Consider the following 15,020-nt stretch of genomic DNA (forward strand, 5'->3'; position numbering starts at 1 on the left):
TAGATACGGTTCGCATGATGACCTCCTAGTATTATGGCCTGATGGCCATTTGCATAGGTTAAGTATATGCATATGTTGAGCCTATGTACAGGCAATGTATATGTTATGCATATGCCTATGTTTGCATCGCTCATTTTCAGCAAAGATCCGAAAAAAGGTATAAGTAGATCATCCCTTCTTTTTGTGGAAGGCTGTTTCCTCGTCCTCCGTAATCTTCTGTAACTCTCTGCATTATAAGCTGTTGTTTTACATTTTTAATCGTTTATGCTTTCAGGGGCTTTGACATCCTCCCCGGCCTGAAGGCCGGGGAGGATGTCAACAGGTGCCCGTGGTACAGTGGATAATGTGTTGAAAGAACGAACCATTTCAGGAAAGAAGCAACATGTCCATAACCGTTACTGTCCTGTTGGAAAACCGACTCAATCCAAGCTCTAAAAAATTGCTGTGTGCTAAAGCTGGCCTTAGCCTGTTGATACAGGATGAAAATGACTCAATTCTGTTTGATACCGGACCTGATGATAGTTTCATGCATAACGCGGGTTTAATGGGTGTCGATTTGACAAATTTAACTGCGGTGGTTCTTTCACACGGGCACTATGATCATTGCGGCGGTGTTCCGTGGTTACCTGATTCAACTCGGATAATATGCCATCCCACGGTGGCGATTGAGCGCTACTCTGGAGTAAGATTTTTAGGTTATACAGCAAGAATAAAAAAATTATCATTACATAATGATTTTTCACGTTTTCGCATGGATTATAGCAGCACCCCATTACATATCAGTGAGCGTTTTTTGTGGTCTGGAGAAATTCCTGTAGATAAACCACATGCTTATGGTGTTACCGGTAGTAAGAATGTAAAAGCAGATTATGTAAAAGATGAGGGAGCTTTAATCTATAAATCCGACTTGGGGCTGATCATCTTTGTCGGTTGTGGCCATCGAGGGCTAATTGATATCGTACGCCACTGCCAGAATATAACCGGAATATATCATATTCATGCCATATTTGGTGGTTTTCATCTACGCTTTGCATCCCCCATTAAGCTTAGGAAGGTAAGGCAGTTTCTACAGCGAAATAAACCAGATAAAATAATGGGTTGTCATTGTACTGGTAAATGGGGCCGTTTGTGGTTGCCGGAAGTAGTCGCTCCGTCAACCGGAGATGTTTGTATTCTTGGATAGAGCTTATGATTGTGCTATTCTACTAAATATTTATAACAGTTTATAGGGTTATACAGAGGTCATAATGTTTTCTTCTGACGCTATCGTATTTGATAGTCATATTCTATCTAGCTCTGACATTTTTATTGTTGGGGTTTAGAGTTGGTTTTGTATTAATAATTAGTGTCATTTCATTTATTTTTCTTAATGTAATGTACTGCTCGACTCTATCCTTAGATGAGAGCAAGAATTTTTCAGAGCATGTACTTAAATATCTTGAGTATTATGTCTATGTGATGTGGGGGATCGGTGTCATATGGCGGATATTAACATTCAGGCGTAACTGGAGTAACTTTATGGAAAGTTGGAAGAGGTATAAAACAATAAATACGATAATAAAAAACTATAAATAGTTATCCATGATAAGCGGGAATTAAGATCGAGTTACAGCGTGTTGGCCAGGGTTGCCGGGCATGTTCCGGCATCGAGTGCCGGTGATGGCCCAGGGCGCGGTGTTGCCCGCCCCGCAGCAGATCAGTAACAGGATAGAAGCTGTTGCGCTCCGGCAGCTAGTTGCCTTTCAGAGCGCTGAGTGGCTATGTTTAATTAACCGATGAGGGCTTTTGCCTTAGCTCTTATATCGGCCAGCTCAATAGCGCTGATAGTACCTTTTTTTGTTACTTTTCTGGCTCGCCAGTCAACGCAAGTGATCTGATCCGCTAACGCTACGCTGTCACGTTCTCCCGACAGTTCTACCTCAAAGGGATAATTCTTAACCTTAGTGGTACAGGGTACGCACAGTAATAATCCGACTTTATTGTTGTATGCAAACGGACTTAGTACGACGGCGGGGCGCTTTCCCCCTTGTTCGTGCCCTGCTACGGGATCAAAATCAATCCAGATCAGATCACCCGAATCCGGTACAAAATGTGAAACCATCAGAGTAACTCCTTTCCTACCGGCTCGCCAAAGCCCATTCTTTCATGAATGTTATCCTCGGTGATCCCAGCTAAGAGCGTATCAAGTGAATACTCTTTTGCTTTCACCGGGATGATCACGATCCGACCATCTTCTACAGCAATATCAACGGTATCATCGACGTTAAGTGATGCGGCTTGCATTATTGCAACCGGGAGGCGTACCGACGGGCTATTGCCCCATTTTTTCACTACTACTTGTGCCATTTCCCTTCCCCTTATTGTATCAACAATGATGATACTTTAGTGTATAACAACAGATGTGTCAACTTTGTTGATACTTTTACTAAGGGGATAAGTGTGGGGAACAGCAGGAAAGGAAGCGGTGTTATCCACAGTTTCGGTGGATAACGTCTGTATATTTAATCTTTTTTGGATACTTAGATTTCTAGCAATGCGGGGATCAGGAGAGGATAGCGCACTAGTGAACGTGCTAAAGAGCTAATTCCATCTTCTCGACTGGACAGACTCACCACCGTATCGCGCTGGCTCCCTAATCTAGCCCTCTTCTGAGGTATGGTTTTCATTGATCTGTATCCTGATATCGATACCTGCATCGTGACAGGCCTGTAGCCACTGTGCTACTTGGAGGGGATCGCCCGCGAGGCGGGTTAGGTGCCCGGCTCGGCTCCACAGTTGTAGGCAGGTGCTGCCGTCAAGACGCACCACAAAATCGGCCCGGCACGCCATGTAGCTGAGGTTAGCCAGCGTGACCAGCCGATCGTCAGTATGAGGGGATGCCGTATCTGCCGCCCTGAGTGGAACTAAGGGAAGAACGATCACTTCCGTGGCGCGCTGTTCGGCCTGGACGCGATCCTGTTCAGCCGTCAGCAACGGTAGGGCAAGCGCCCGCCCGGCTTCTGTCAGTTCAACGGCGAGCTGTAGGTTGGGCGCCCGCAGAGTGCGCAGCCAGCCCGCTGTTTCCATCCGTCGGCAGGAAGCGCGCAGGTTGGGGCCATATACCGGGGCGTCTCCTCCCCGCTCTAGCACCCGCTCAATATCCCGCGTGGCCACGGGGCCAGGACTTTCTCATCGAGGGCGGCCAGCACAATCAGCACCCGCCGCTGCAGCGGAGAAGGTCTGCGGGAGGTTGTTACTGCTGCCATGAACGTTGTTCTGCTGTTGGAGCGCGCAGGAGCATTTCGGTGAGGCGCAGATGGTCCCTGTCGGCGACATCTTCAGGAGCCCGGCCCGCCATCGTCAGGTGGTACCAGAGTTCGATCGCGCTGCGCGCCCGGGAAATCTCGGCATCGGCATCGTTGCAGTCGGCACGGTTTGCCCGTTCAAGGCACGCATTAACGAAATCTTCCGTGTCGCCGAGCATAGTTTCATAACTAAGGTGAAAGAATACTTTCTCATCCATTCTGAATGCTCAATATGATAGTGTCTAATTATGTATAAAATCATACCATGAATGATTTATAGCTTAATTCTTAATAATCATATTTGATATAATATTAGTCTCATAATCATAAAATCATATCTCTAGCCTGTTTTTCATTGCGGAGATCCGAAAAAAGGCTTACTCGGAAATACCGTACCTGAGCCGTCAGGCAGGCCGGATAGTATAGTAGGTTTTCGAACCGGAACGGGAGAGTTAAATGGGAAATTATTCAGATTTTGAGACCGAATTTGTTCAGCGAACACTGGCTCTTATCGATCAGGATAACGAAATGATTGAGGTGCAGGGCAAGCACTTCAGGGAGCAGTACAACTACACGCTGACCCTGAATTGCCTTCTGGGTCTCATCGTGCTGCCGAAAGAAATGGCGCTCTCTTTCCTGCCGACTGACCGTTTAACGCAGCAGCTTAAAACAAGCATGGGGTTACAGGAGTCGCAGCTACCCGGACCGGAGATGACTCTGCGTGCTCTTATCCTTAAAATGAGGAATTCTGTGGCTCATTTCAGCGTCCAGGTTGTATCACTCAGCGACGAGCGTCTTGTCGATCTGATTGCTTTCAGGGATGATCCTGAGGATGAGGGTGCCTACGCCACTTTCAGCGCCCCGGAACTTTTACCCTTTCTGAAATATTACGCAGCGCAGCTGCTCGGGAATATGGCCCGCCGTCGAGCCCCTGCTGTTAACGCAGTGGATTTGTAAGGGATTTGCACAATGTTGATCCTCGATTGCTCCTCACGCTCTCAGGCGTTGCGTACACTGTCTGCCGGGTTTGGCTGTCCACCTGAAAAGCTTAAAAAGGTGCTTCTTTCGCTCGATCTGGAGCATATCTACGAGACAGATCAAAGCATTATGGTGGATGCAAATCAGTATCTGAAAGATTATGTCAGCGCGGAACTGGGTGAACCAGGTCCCTTCTCCCGGGCTTTCTGGTTTCATGGCACCCGGACTTTTGCCGGGAATACTTTCCCGGGTGGGTTACTTGCGCTGAATAATTCGAAATCGCTTGCGGTAAAGATGCTGGTAGACCTGGCCCCGGATGAGTTAGTCCGTAAACGCCTGCAGCAGTGGTTTGAAACGGGAGATGTTCCGGATGCGCTGTTTCAGCTCAGAACCGGCGACAGCATGCACTGGGGGCCTTATGGCCATCTGGTTCGGGAATTGCATTTTCATGCCCGAGAAAACGGACTACACGATTATCTCCGCTTGCCTGAGTTGGTAGAGGATGTCTGTAACGCCTACCTGAAGCAGTACGGTCACGATCTTACGGCCTATTACCTTAAGGTGCTGCATCCCTGCATTATCTGGTTCCAGGCGGATATCTCTTATGAAAAAGGAGCGATTGAAACGGCCCTGGCATATGCATATACGTCAGTCCGGGCGCTTCCGCCGGACTGCCTTGCAACTTTCGGCATCGACTGTGAAGGGAAATCGGTGTCCAGGTGTAGTGGATCACAAAATCAGGACACTGTAATAACCTGTTTCCACTTTTCTTCATGCAAGCAAGGCGATAAACCACCATTGTTTGTATGAGGTCGATAAACGTTGTAATAACCATTTATCCACTGGTTTATATCGCGTACTGCATGGCTAAAATCACCATAACCACCTTTCGGAAGCCATTCATTTTTAAAGCTGCGAAAGACTCTTTCCATCGGCGAATTATCCAGGCAATTCCCTCTGCGACTCATACTTTGCATTACCCCATAACGCCAGAGTAACCTTCTGTATTTATTGCTTTTATATTGAATACCTTGATCTGAATGAAACAGCAGACGGCCATCACGCGGCCGTGTTTCCAGAGCATTACGCAAAGCCCTGTGCGTATTCCGATGATTCCGTTCAGTGATTCCGGCGATTTCGATCGCGTTTCCCGCGCTGGTTATTTCTTACTTTAGTTTTTAACTCGTCTGATCGGTTTGCGCCAGTTTACGCATTGATTCACCTCTGAGCTCAACGCGGTGCCCGTTATGCAGAAGCCGGTCCATCAGCGCATCGGCAACCGTCGGGTTACCCACCAGTTTGTACCATTCGCTCACCGGTAGCTGGCTGATGATGATGGTGCTTCCCCGCTGGTACCTGTCTTCCATCACCTCCAGCAGGTCTGAGGATTGTCGGGTATTCAGCTTTTCAAGCCCCCAGTCGTCAAGGATCAGCAGTTCCTTTTTCGACAGCTGCAGTAGCTGTTTCTGGTAACTCCCGTCGGCATGGCCGATATTGAGGTCATCAAGCAGTCGCGTCAGCCGGTAGTACACCACCTGGATATGCTGCTGACAGGCCTGCTCACCCAGCGCACAGGCCACGTATGTTTTGCCGCATCCCGTTGGCCCGGTGATCAGCACATTTTCATGACGGTGAACATAAGCACCGGTCAGCAACTGCACCAGTAACTGCCGGTTCAGCCCCCGTTCCGGCCGGTAGTCAAGCTGTGAAGGCTGCGCATCCAGTCTCAGTTTCGACTGTCTTCGCAGGCGATTGACCTTCGAGACCTCACGCTGCAGCAGTTCGTGCTCCAGCAGAAGCCCCAGACGCTCCTCGAAGCTCAGCGAGGTGTAGGTCATCGGTTGTGACCATTGCAGTTCCAGTGCGTTGCTCATGTGCCCCAGCCGCAGGACCCGTATCTGTTCCAGCAGGTTGTTATGCATTATTGTTTCCTCAGTGGTAGTACCCGGCACCGCGTACGTTGCTGTGCTCTACAGGGGATTCATCCGGCGCTTCGTCTTTCAGCCGGTCCCGGTGGTTCGTCAGCAGATTCAGGATCACCTGCCGCCATGGCCGCTCCAGTAACAGCGCCTGCTGGCAGGCATTCTCCAGCCGGGCATCGCCATATTCCCGGCTGAGATTGAGCAGCCCCAGGCAGGTCCGGTAAGCCTGTTCCGGATGAGCGCGGTGGTGCAGATGCCAGGCCACCACGGCACGGGTGGCACTGCCGATGCTTTCTCCCCAGGACAGCAGCCTGTCCGGGCTCCATCGTTGCCGGCGGTGCGACTCCGGCATATGTTCTGCCTGCGTGGTGAAGCCGCCCTGTTGCTGCGCACGTGGATGCTGGGCAACCAGCGTTCCCCGGTGATAGAGGCGAACAAGCCGGGCACCTGCCTCGATATCGATATGGCTGCCAACCAGCGCGTGAGGAACAGAGTACGCATGTTTGCCGTACAGCACGTGATAGTCCGGGCCGACCTTTGCACGGCGGATATCAACGTATTCATACCGGTATGGCGGCAGCGCCTTCAGTGCGGGCTTATCCAGTTTTTCGTACAGGCTTTTCCGGCAACCCGGTAACCGACGGAACGGTCGCTCATTCAGATCCTGGAGCAGCTCACTGATGGCCAGATTCAGTGCAGCCAGCGTGTGGAACACTTCATGACGCAACCGCATCAGGATCCAGCGCTCCACAACCAGAACGGCATTTTCAACCTTGGGTTTATCTTTGGGTTTGCGTGGCCGCGCCGGGATCACTGCCGTATTGTAATGGCGGGCCAGCTTACGGTAGTTCTCGTTCAGTACCGGCTCATAGCGGTCTGCGCGGCTGACCGCCGCTTTCAGGTTATCCGGCACAAGAAGCTGGGGCACGCCGCCGAAGAACTCGAACGCCCTGACGTGGGCCATCAGCCAGCTTTCCTGACGCTGGTTTTCGCAGGCTTCGACGTAGGTGTAGTTTGAGGCACCCAGTGTGGCGACGAAGATCTGCGCCTGTCTCACTTCACCCGTATCCGGGTTGATGACCGGGATTGTTGGCCCGCAGAAGTCGAGGAACAGCTTCTCTCCGGCAACATGATGCTGACGCATACTGCGTTTTTGTAGCTTCAGCCACTCGTTGTAGAGGTTGCAGAACTGGCTGTAGCCGTAGGCATTTTCACCGGCATCCTGTTGATATTCCTGCCAGAGCAGGATTTTGGTCATCCCTTTACGCTTAAGCTCCTGATGGCACATGGGGAAGTCCGGCATCCGTTTATGACTGTCGCTGGCTCGCCCGGTATAGAGCAACTCCTCGAGTTGTGATTCCGTCATATCTTCCGGCAGGGGCCACGCCAGCTGGCTTCCCCTGAAGCGGGTGACCACATCAGATACGGTGCTGCACCCGATATTCAGACAGGCCGAGATGCTCCTGTTGGGCAGGTGACAGTCAAATTTAAGGCGCAGCAGTTCTTTTATTTTACTCATCCGCGTTCTCAGTCTTGCCATGGCGACACGTCTCCGGAAGATGGGTTATCAGGAGAAAGTGTTGTCCATTGTTTTAAAAGTGAAAAGCGCGGGATTCCGACGACAGGATCACCAATTCCGACAATCCGATCACGGATTCCGGATCCAGGATCACGGATTCCGATGAATGGCCAAATCTGGCCGGAACAAATCGGAATTCGTGGTCGAATTAAATCGGAAAGTGCGATCGGATTACATCGGAATCAATGGTCGGTTTAGGTCGGAATACGCACCCTGCACGCCAGATCAGCATCAGCGGTTAATGAAAGGGCTGAACCGATAATCCGACGTGAATATAGATCAACAACAAGCGCGAGATAACACCATCTGTCCCGCAGGCGAATAAAACTGATGTCGCCGCACCAGACGCGGTTTGGTGCGGTGGGGTTAAACTGCCGGTTCAGTAAGTTTGGCAATGGCGGACTGTTGTCTTCGTTTACCCGGTAGCGATGTTTAACCGGCTGTCGACTTGTCAGCCCGCATTCCCGCATCAGTTGTCGTGCCAGCCACCGGCCTGCATTAACACCACTCTGGCGCAACATCTGGCTGATTGCCCGGCTACCGGCAGCGCCACGACTGAGAGCATGGAAAGCCCTCACCCGGCTTCGTAATTCAATTCTTTGCACATTAACAGGACGCTTCACGTGCGCGTAATAAACGCTACGGTGAATACCGAATAAATGACAAAGAATCTGCACTGGCCACTTTGCTTTCAGCCGTGTGATTAGCGCGACAGCTTGCCGGGGATTTCGCTCATCAGCACGGCAGCCTGCTTTAGGATTTCTTTTTCCATCTCAAGACGCTTTATCTGCGCTTTAAGCTGCTGAATTTCTCGCTGTTCAGGGGTAATGGCATTACCAGTGGGCTCAATACCCTGAAGTTCTTGCTTATACAGACGTATCCATTTGCGCAAATGGTCAGGGTTGAGCTCAAGTGCCAGAGCGACTTCTCTGACATCGCGCTGGTATTTAACCACTTGCTCGATAGCTTCGAGCTTGAACTCCAGGGAAAAGGTGCGTTTAGTTCGACGAGTTTTGAGCATGCATCACCTCATTTTCACTGTTTTAACATTAACAGGATTTCGAGGTGTCCTGAATTACCGATCCACTACAGAGCCTCCGGGTCCTCTGCTGGCGGCTCTGGCTGTACAGCAGCGACATCGAGAGTCACAGGGAGTAGTTGAGGGCTCTCTGAGGAAGGTAATAGCAGCTTTCCCTCGCGCCATTGTTGGCGCCATTTGAACAGCAGATTGGCATTAATGCCATTTTCAAGCGCCAGTTTTGAGATGGATATTCCGGGTTTGCAGGAGGCAGCAACGAGTTGCTGCTTAAACTCAGGAGAATAATTAGGGCAGCCTTTTCGCCTGCCGGGAGTCACATTTTTCTGCATATCTGACACTTTGGTTCCCACTACTTATTTGGTGGACACCACTTTGTCTAATTCGTCAGATTCTGACCAGACGGTTCACGCTGTACGCTTACCGACAAAGCTCTATTGCTCATCGAGTTCGCAGATAAGCGCCATATCAGCATGGGCGACCGGAGAGGATGTTATTCGCTTCGGCGCGAGTTTTTTAAAGTGCGAATAACAGTGTTAATGTCTATTTTGAGCGTCCTCGCGGTATCGCGGACATCGGCCCCGTTGAACGCCATTTCGGTGATTTGCTCTTTGACGCCGGGCTTGCGGGCTTCATAGGTTAGGTATAGCACGCGATTGCAGTCATGGCAGCGGAACCGGTCATGCCCTTTAGGGTTCTACCCATGGCGGTAAACCTGAGCAGACTGACAGCGGGGACAATGAACAGTAACGCTGGCCATGAGAATACCTTAAATGCGGGCATTATATATCAATTCAACTAATTAGAGACATCACCAATCTCAGTACAGTTTTTCTCCTCGAAGCCTCCCCCTGATGTTATCCCTATACGGTATAAATTAGTTACGGGGTTAACCAAGAACTTAAGAACTTCACCAGAAGGACCGAAAAAAGTCATTTTCGTAATCTCTCCATCAGTCTCGCCGCTCTTATATCTGAATGCTTTGCCATCAAGAAAAGCAGCATTAGGTGAAAGCACTATTTTTAAAGTATGCCCATCGCATTGATAATTAAACGTCTGCGCTAATGCATTAGTTGATAAAAAAAACGATAGTAACAATAGCACTTTTTTCACACATCCTCCTCGACATAGAGAAAACTCTAAAGCAACAATCAGTTTTAGCTAACATTATTCTAACCACATACAATCTAAAATAATCAACTTGATTAACGAAATAAGACTACACCAATCACTGTACACCTCCTCGTTTATCTTCTTGATAAATAGGATGAAAATAATGCAAATGCAATAAAAAACGTTCTCTTTTCACAAAAGAATCATTCGAAATGCACTCGGTAACCATGAATGATCCTACCCACATAATATAAACGCAGCCCTAAGCAATATTTTCATTTTCAAATTGTTTCGGGCTGAGACAGCCACAGACACCGTGACGATACCACCAATTGTAATCACTCTCGATATAATTAAACAGACTTTGTTGAATAAATCAAACTTTTGCTGTGTTGAAGGATCAGAGCTCAGATCCTCCCAATAACGAAGACGATGCCGTGAAAAAATTTCAAAATCACCAACAGGAAGACCTACAACAAGGCCCTCATCAACCGTGGCTCCCTCACTTTCTGGCTGGACGATGAGGCTATTCAGGCGTGGTACGAATCAGCCACACCTTCATCCAGGGGAAGGCCTCAGCGCTATTCTTACCTTGCCATCAGGACCGTCCTCGTGATTAAACGCGTATTCCGCCTCACCCTACGCGCCGCATGATTCCATTTTTACGCTGATGGACGTTCCGCTGCGCTGCCCGGATTACACCAGCGTTAGCAAGCGGACAAAGTCAAGTAATATCAGTTTTAAAGTCCCCACCCGGGGTGAGATAGCCCATCTGGTGATTGATTCAACAGGACTGAAAGTCTTCGGTGAGGGTGAATGGAAAGTCAAAAAACAGGGTAAAGAACGTCGTCGCATCTGGCGAAAACTGCACCTGGCAGTCGATGCTAAAACACATGAAATAATCTGCGCAGACCTTTCACTGAATAATGTCACGGACGCAGAGGCCTTTCCCGGGCTAATCCGGCAGATACACAGAAAAATCAGGTCAGTCGCCGCAGACGGAGCTTACGACACACGGTTATGTCACGATGAACTGCGCCGAAAGAAAATTAGTACCCTAATCCCTCCCCGAAAGGGTGCCGGCTACTGGTCCGGAGAATACGCAGACAGCAACCGTGCTGTTGCTAATCATCGTCTGAGCGAGAGTAATACTCGGTGGAAATGGACAGCAGATTACAATCTGTCACTCGATAGCGGAAACGGCGTGTACAGGGTGAAACAGCTATTTGGAGGTTCATCGACGCTGCGTGATTATGATGGGCAGGTTGCGGAGGCTATGGCCATGGTGCATGCACTGAACAAAATGACGAAGGCAGGTATGCCAGAAAGCGTTTGTATTACCTGAAAACACGACCCTACCCGAAACCTGATTTATTCATAGATGGTCGCCTCCGGTTTGCCAAGCTAAACATGTTGTGGTGGATTTGCAGGTCATCAATTGCAGCCATAGATCCGGACTTTGCCGAGGTGATGTGAAACTCCTCTGTCCCTGATGGAATAGGCTGATGGAGACCTCTATCAACAAAGCGCTCTTTCAGTAGCCTTGAATAAACCGGGTTTTCCCCATCACGGTCTGACCTGTCCTGCCATCACGTCATGCTTACCTGAACAATCGGTGGTGTTGTTTCTGTCTTATTGACTCAGATAATTAAACGTTTATCACTGCTGCACAGTACTCCTGGTCTTTTGACAATAGTGCCCACACAATCCGCGCATTCTTATTAGCCAATGCTACTGAGGCAATGTTGTTATTTCGGCGTGCCAGTAGCCGACTGGCCCATCCCGATACAGCATCCTGTTTACGTTTGACCGACTGCAACACAGCCCTGGCTCCGTGAATAAGTAAGGTTCGTAAATAAACATCACCTCGTTTGCTTATCCCGAACAAGACTTGTTTGCCACCACTTGAATGCTGACGTGGAACCAGTCCTAACCAGGCAGCCAACTGTCGGCTATTTTCGAAATTGCTGGCGTTACCGATAGTCGCAATGAGTGCGGTGGCGGTGACTGGGCCAATGCCTGGGATCTTGCTGATACGCTGACATAGCGCATTTTGGCGGTAGCACTGCTCAATCTGCTTGTCGAGCGTAGCGATGACATCGAACAGATATGTCATATGGTGCTGTAACAGACTCAGTTGTACACGAAATAGAGATGGTAATGAGTTATTGGCATCTTCCAGGATCTCAGGTAACTGTAGTTGTAACTGCTGGATCCCTCGGGATACAACGATGCCAAATTCAGCCAATAGCCCCCGAATTTGATTCGCCTGAGCGGTCCGTTGTTTGATGAAACTCTGACGACTCCGGTGAAGTGCCAATACGGCTTGTTGATCAGGAGTCTTGACTGGCACGAACCGCATGTTAGGTCGAGTGACGGCTTCGCAAATAGCCTCTGCGTCTGCAGCATCATGCTTATTGGTTTTGACATAGGGCTTGACGAACTGAGGGGCCATCAGCTTGACGTTATGGCCCATCGATATTAGTTTGCCGGCCCAAAAGTGGGCAGAAGCACAGGCTTCCATGCCGATCAAACATGGAGGGATGTTGGCAAAAAAGGAAAGCATTTTTGCTCGCTTGAGTTGCTTGTTGAACAAGCGCTTGCCGTGTTCGTCAGTTCCGTGGATCTGAAAAACCTCTTTTGCCAAATCGATGCCGATAGTCTTAACACTCATGATGGCCGCTCCGCTCAAGTAGTGACGATTTATCGTCCCGCTGTGGCACAAGATGTAGGGGGCGACCATTCCATTAACAAAGCCACATTGCACTCTCAAATTGCCCACCGAGATCAGTTTCTTTCAGAAACAAACAAAACACAGACTCTTTTGGTTCGAAAAATCAAAACCAAACAGCGCTCCAGCATGATCGATACGCTGAGGCTAACTGTATTGCCTAAATAACTGCGCCTAATAGCGCTACACTTTTGCCAGACCATGCCTCCCTCCAGGGAATAGACTGGCGGTTTCCATAAAATGGCGAACCTTTTTCAACAACTGCCACATTGAATGACACTGATGATTACGGGTTATCGTGTCATGAAGTGCCTGCCATAGACGCTCAACATGGTTCATCCACGGCGAGTAAACTGGCTGGTAAATTACCCTGAACTTCGGGTTTGCTTTCAGCCACCGCTGGGTTTCACGACTTTTGTGGATTATGTAGTTATCCACGATTAATGTGATGGTTTTTGCCCGCCGGTATGTGGCTTTCAGGTGCTTCAGCAGACCGATAAACAGCATTGAACTTTTGCTGTTGCCACCTACGTAGCTGACTTTACCCGTTCCACTGTGCAATGCTCCGGCCAGATAGTATTTTTCATTCTGCCCCGGCGTTACCACACGTTTTTGTTGCCCGCGAAGCTGCCAGTCTGCGCCGATTTTTAGATTGAGATGGATATCCACTTCATCCTCATAAAAAACCGGATGCTCCACACTGCATTCGCCCAGCGCTTTATGGATTACTGCCATTTTTTCATCTTTATGTGGGTCACGGATACGCAGTGTCGGTGCTGCCCTGCGCCATACCAGTCCGGCTGATGGCAGCCAGCGACGAACGGTGCCGGCGTGTAACTGGCACCCGGTTATCTCGTTGATTTTTATCGTCAGTAGTTCTGTACTCCAGCGTGAGCGTTGATAACCAAAATCACCGGGGGAATGTTTTATCAGTTCACGTAACAAGGTGCAGATATGCTCAAAATGCCAGCGTCGGGAGCGTCCTGCTGGTAAGGATTTCAGGCCTTCCGCTCCCGATAACGTGAACCAGTTAATCCAGCGCCCAACGGATGAACGGGCGCAACAGAGCGTTCTGGCGACGTCGCTGACACGGTCACCCCGGTGCAGCATTAGCATGGCAGTCAGTCTGCGGGCATGATTTTTATCACGTGTTTTATGAATCGCTTTCTGCATCAGGCGTCGTTCTGTACGGGGTATTGGTGCTATGATCGGCATCGCTCAGTCCGGTTGGTGGTTTGGGATATTTGGCGATTGATCAGATCGCACAATCCGGGCTGAGTTCCCTTTCGGTGATCTACTATTCCGCTCAGCTATTTAGGAAAATTACCGAGAACGGCAAGCTATTCAGTGCGACGCCTCTAAGCATCTGCAAAAAATCCGGGATCTGTTCAAAATCAGGGCTTATCAGTAACTGGTGTGTACGGAAAAAAACCGTACACTTGAGGTGGTGGGTTATTTTATGTACAATGAGTGCAGGTAAGTTTTATCTTGTGGGAGAAGTACCATGGCTACAGCACGCTTAGACCTGCGATTAGATCCAGAAATCAAAGCGAAAGCAGAGAAAGCATCGGCTCTGCTCGGATTGAAAACTCTAACGGAATATATCGTTCACATTGTTGATAATGACGCAAAGAGAGTAATTGCTGCGCATGAAAGCATTGCTCTACCAAACGACATTTTTGACCAATTTATGAATGCTTGTGAGCAGGCAAAAGAGCCGAATTCGGCCCTGAAATCAGCCCTATCATTTACCCGTGAAAAGGGCATTAAATGAATAATGGGGCAGAGTTTAAGGAGCTGAGTAAAACTGAGCATGACAGAGAGTCTTTCGACTGCGGTGAAACAGAACTAAATGATTTTATTAAAATTTTCGCGTTAAAACACATGCGGGTGGGCATCAGTAAGACAATGGTTTTACCGGCTACTGATACCCTGCCCAATAACAAACATCCCATCTGTGCTTTCTATACCGTAGCTCCAAGCTCAATTACCCGAGACTCACTCCCGGTCGATCTAGGGAAGAAACTACCCCACTACCCTGTCCCCGTTTTCCTGCTTGCCCAGCTATCTGTTCACATTGAAAATCAGGGTGATGGCTTGGGAAAAATAACGCTAATCAAAGCATTAGAGTATTTATGGAATGTAAACCACTTCTTACACGCTTATGCTGTAGTAGTGGATTGTTTAAATGACAAGGCTGAGAGGTTCTACCGTAAATATGGGTTCGAGACACTATGCACCAATGAAGGTCGCGTAAGGCTATTTTTACCCATGAAGACCGTCGCTAGACTATTCTCCGACTAGGCTGTGTCCCTTAATCACCTGAGCTATAGTAACTGCCTGTTTCCATGACATATTGAACTATGGCTCGTTACGA

Annotated in this window: 14 protein-coding genes and 5 pseudogenes; 6 read left to right on the forward strand and 13 right to left on the reverse strand. The window is 49.1% G+C overall.

Going from position 1 to position 15,020, the window contains the following annotated elements:
• The first annotated feature begins 382 nt into the window (after positions 1 to 382).
• A complete protein-coding gene (locus ACEQFP_RS16640; protein ID WP_074428769.1) occupies positions 383 to 1,183 on the forward strand; it encodes an MBL fold metallo-hydrolase in 801 nt (266 codons plus the stop codon).
• A gap of 585 nt (positions 1,184 to 1,768) precedes the next feature.
• On the opposite strand, the gene mazF is transcribed toward ACEQFP_RS16640, so the two are convergent.
• From mazF to ACEQFP_RS16660, 4 genes and pseudogenes are all read right to left on the reverse strand, one after another.
• Positions 1,769 to 2,101, reverse strand: a complete 333-nt coding sequence (gene mazF, locus ACEQFP_RS16645; protein ID WP_068872387.1) for an endoribonuclease MazF — start codon at positions 2,099 to 2,101, stop codon at positions 1,769 to 1,771.
• The gene (locus ACEQFP_RS16650; RefSeq protein WP_035600864.1) at positions 2,101 to 2,346 is read right to left on the reverse strand and encodes an AbrB/MazE/SpoVT family DNA-binding domain-containing protein; all 246 of its coding nucleotides are present in this window, start codon (positions 2,344 to 2,346) and stop codon (positions 2,101 to 2,103) included. Before ACEQFP_RS16650 ends, mazF begins: the two co-directional genes overlap by 1 nt.
• A 291-nt stretch (positions 2,347 to 2,637) precedes the next feature.
• Positions 2,638 to 3,245: pseudogene (locus tag ACEQFP_RS16655) on the reverse strand (hypothetical protein).
• Entirely contained in the window at positions 3,233 to 3,502 is a 270-nt protein-coding gene (locus tag ACEQFP_RS16660) for a hypothetical protein (protein WP_035600858.1), read from the reverse strand. The pseudogene ACEQFP_RS16655 and the gene ACEQFP_RS16660 overlap by 13 nt, the downstream one beginning before the upstream one ends.
• A 238-nt stretch (positions 3,503 to 3,740) precedes the next feature.
• Between ACEQFP_RS16660 and ACEQFP_RS16665 the strand changes: the two genes are divergently transcribed.
• Positions 3,741 to 4,241 (forward strand): HEPN family nuclease, encoded by a 501-nt coding sequence (locus tag ACEQFP_RS16665; RefSeq protein WP_068872385.1) that lies wholly within the window; start codon positions 3,741 to 3,743, stop codon positions 4,239 to 4,241.
• A 12-nt stretch (positions 4,242 to 4,253) separates the two neighbouring features.
• A complete protein-coding gene (locus tag ACEQFP_RS16670; protein WP_254654790.1) occupies positions 4,254 to 5,072 on the forward strand; it encodes a hypothetical protein in 819 nt (272 codons plus the stop codon).
• On the opposite strand, the pseudogene ACEQFP_RS16675 reads toward ACEQFP_RS16670, so the two are convergent.
• The 7 genes and pseudogenes from ACEQFP_RS16675 to ACEQFP_RS16705 form a co-directional block, all read right to left on the reverse strand.
• A pseudogene (locus ACEQFP_RS16675) lies at positions 5,000 to 5,359 on the reverse strand (integrase core domain-containing protein); the annotation flags it as partial. The gene ACEQFP_RS16670 and the pseudogene ACEQFP_RS16675 sit on opposite strands and share 73 nt — an antisense overlap.
• Before the next feature lie 81 nt (positions 5,360 to 5,440).
• On the reverse strand, positions 5,441 to 6,184 hold the full coding sequence (istB, locus tag ACEQFP_RS16680) for an IS21-like element helper ATPase IstB (RefSeq protein WP_068872383.1): 744 nt from the start codon (positions 6,182 to 6,184) through the stop codon (positions 5,441 to 5,443).
• 10 nt (positions 6,185 to 6,194) lie between these two features.
• The gene (gene istA, locus ACEQFP_RS16685; RefSeq protein ID WP_068872382.1) at positions 6,195 to 7,724 is read right to left on the reverse strand and encodes an IS21 family transposase; all 1,530 of its coding nucleotides are present in this window, start codon (positions 7,722 to 7,724) and stop codon (positions 6,195 to 6,197) included.
• A gap of 251 nt (positions 7,725 to 7,975) precedes the next feature.
• Positions 7,976 to 8,784 (reverse strand): annotated as a pseudogene (locus tag ACEQFP_RS16690) (IS3 family transposase); the annotation flags it as partial.
• A gap of 65 nt (positions 8,785 to 8,849) precedes the next feature.
• On the reverse strand, positions 8,850 to 9,131 hold the full coding sequence (gene tnpA / locus ACEQFP_RS16695; RefSeq protein ID WP_254654789.1) for an IS66-like element accessory protein TnpA: 282 nt from the start codon (positions 9,129 to 9,131) through the stop codon (positions 8,850 to 8,852).
• Positions 9,132 to 9,236: 105 nt separating this feature from the next.
• Positions 9,237 to 9,559, reverse strand: a pseudogene (locus ACEQFP_RS16700) (IS1-like element transposase); the annotation flags it as partial.
• 38 nt (positions 9,560 to 9,597) lie between these two features.
• Positions 9,598 to 9,912, reverse strand: coding sequence for a hypothetical protein (locus ACEQFP_RS16705; protein WP_139108616.1), 315 nt, complete (start codon positions 9,910 to 9,912; stop codon positions 9,598 to 9,600).
• Between the two features lie 392 nt (positions 9,913 to 10,304).
• On the opposite strand from ACEQFP_RS16705, the pseudogene ACEQFP_RS16710 reads away from it, so the two are divergent.
• Positions 10,305 to 11,257, forward strand: a pseudogene (locus ACEQFP_RS16710) (IS5 family transposase).
• 303 nt (positions 11,258 to 11,560) lie between these two features.
• On the opposite strand, the gene ACEQFP_RS16715 reads toward ACEQFP_RS16710, so the two are convergent.
• Together ACEQFP_RS16715 and ACEQFP_RS16720 are read right to left on the reverse strand one after the other, a co-directional pair.
• Positions 11,561 to 12,586 carry an IS110 family transposase gene (locus tag ACEQFP_RS16715; RefSeq protein ID WP_370546701.1) on the reverse strand — a complete coding sequence of 342 codons (1,026 nt, stop codon included), beginning with the start codon at positions 12,584 to 12,586 and terminating at the stop codon, positions 11,561 to 11,563.
• A 240-nt stretch (positions 12,587 to 12,826) separates the two neighbouring features.
• Positions 12,827 to 13,858, reverse strand: a complete 1,032-nt coding sequence (locus ACEQFP_RS16720; protein WP_074428775.1) for an IS630 family transposase — start codon at positions 13,856 to 13,858, stop codon at positions 12,827 to 12,829.
• 289 nt (positions 13,859 to 14,147) lie between these two features.
• On the opposite strand from ACEQFP_RS16720, the gene ACEQFP_RS16725 reads away from it, so the two are divergent.
• Positions 14,148 to 14,417 (forward strand): DUF1778 domain-containing protein, encoded by a 270-nt coding sequence (locus ACEQFP_RS16725; RefSeq protein ID WP_035604458.1) that lies wholly within the window; start codon positions 14,148 to 14,150, stop codon positions 14,415 to 14,417.
• Positions 14,414 to 14,947: a GNAT family N-acetyltransferase gene (locus ACEQFP_RS16730; RefSeq protein ID WP_068872393.1), complete on the forward strand. Its 534-nt coding sequence runs from the start codon at positions 14,414 to 14,416 to the stop codon at positions 14,945 to 14,947. Before ACEQFP_RS16725 ends, ACEQFP_RS16730 begins: the two co-directional genes overlap by 4 nt.
• Positions 14,948 to 15,020 lie beyond the last annotated feature (73 nt).

This window comes from Edwardsiella sp. A.80236, assembly GCF_044540725.1.
Classification (GTDB): Bacteria; Pseudomonadota; Gammaproteobacteria; order Enterobacterales; family Enterobacteriaceae; genus Edwardsiella; species Edwardsiella tarda.

Bases quoted from the DNA above. Each gene is read 5' to 3' on its own strand.
- tnpA (WP_254654789.1), bottom strand. From the start codon at position 9,131: ATGCAGAAAAATGTGACTCCCGGCAGGCGAAAAGGCTGCCCTAATTAT.
- ACEQFP_RS16720 (WP_074428775.1), bottom strand. From the start codon at position 13,858: ATGCCGATCATAGCACCAATACCCCGTACAGAACGACGCCTGATGCAG.
- ACEQFP_RS16730 (WP_068872393.1), top strand. From the start codon at position 14,414: ATGAATAATGGGGCAGAGTTTAAGGAGCTGAGTAAAACTGAGCATGAC.
- istB (WP_068872383.1), bottom strand. From the start codon at position 6,184: ATGCATAACAACCTGCTGGAACAGATACGGGTCCTGCGGCTGGGGCAC.
- ACEQFP_RS16715 (WP_370546701.1), bottom strand. From the start codon at position 12,586: ATGAGTGTTAAGACTATCGGCATCGATTTGGCAAAAGAGGTTTTTCAG.
- ACEQFP_RS16660 (WP_035600858.1), bottom strand. From the start codon at position 3,502: ATGGATGAGAAAGTATTCTTTCACCTTAGTTATGAAACTATGCTCGGC.
- ACEQFP_RS16665 (WP_068872385.1), top strand. From the start codon at position 3,741: ATGGGAAATTATTCAGATTTTGAGACCGAATTTGTTCAGCGAACACTG.
- mazF (WP_068872387.1), bottom strand. From the start codon at position 2,101: ATGGTTTCACATTTTGTACCGGATTCGGGTGATCTGATCTGGATTGAT.
- ACEQFP_RS16650 (WP_035600864.1), bottom strand. From the start codon at position 2,346: ATGGCACAAGTAGTAGTGAAAAAATGGGGCAATAGCCCGTCGGTACGC.
- ACEQFP_RS16725 (WP_035604458.1), top strand. From the start codon at position 14,148: ATGGCTACAGCACGCTTAGACCTGCGATTAGATCCAGAAATCAAAGCG.
- ACEQFP_RS16670 (WP_254654790.1), top strand. From the start codon at position 4,254: ATGTTGATCCTCGATTGCTCCTCACGCTCTCAGGCGTTGCGTACACTG.
- ACEQFP_RS16640 (WP_074428769.1), top strand. From the start codon at position 383: ATGTCCATAACCGTTACTGTCCTGTTGGAAAACCGACTCAATCCAAGC.
- istA (WP_068872382.1), bottom strand. From the start codon at position 7,724: ATGGCAAGACTGAGAACGCGGATGAGTAAAATAAAAGAACTGCTGCGC.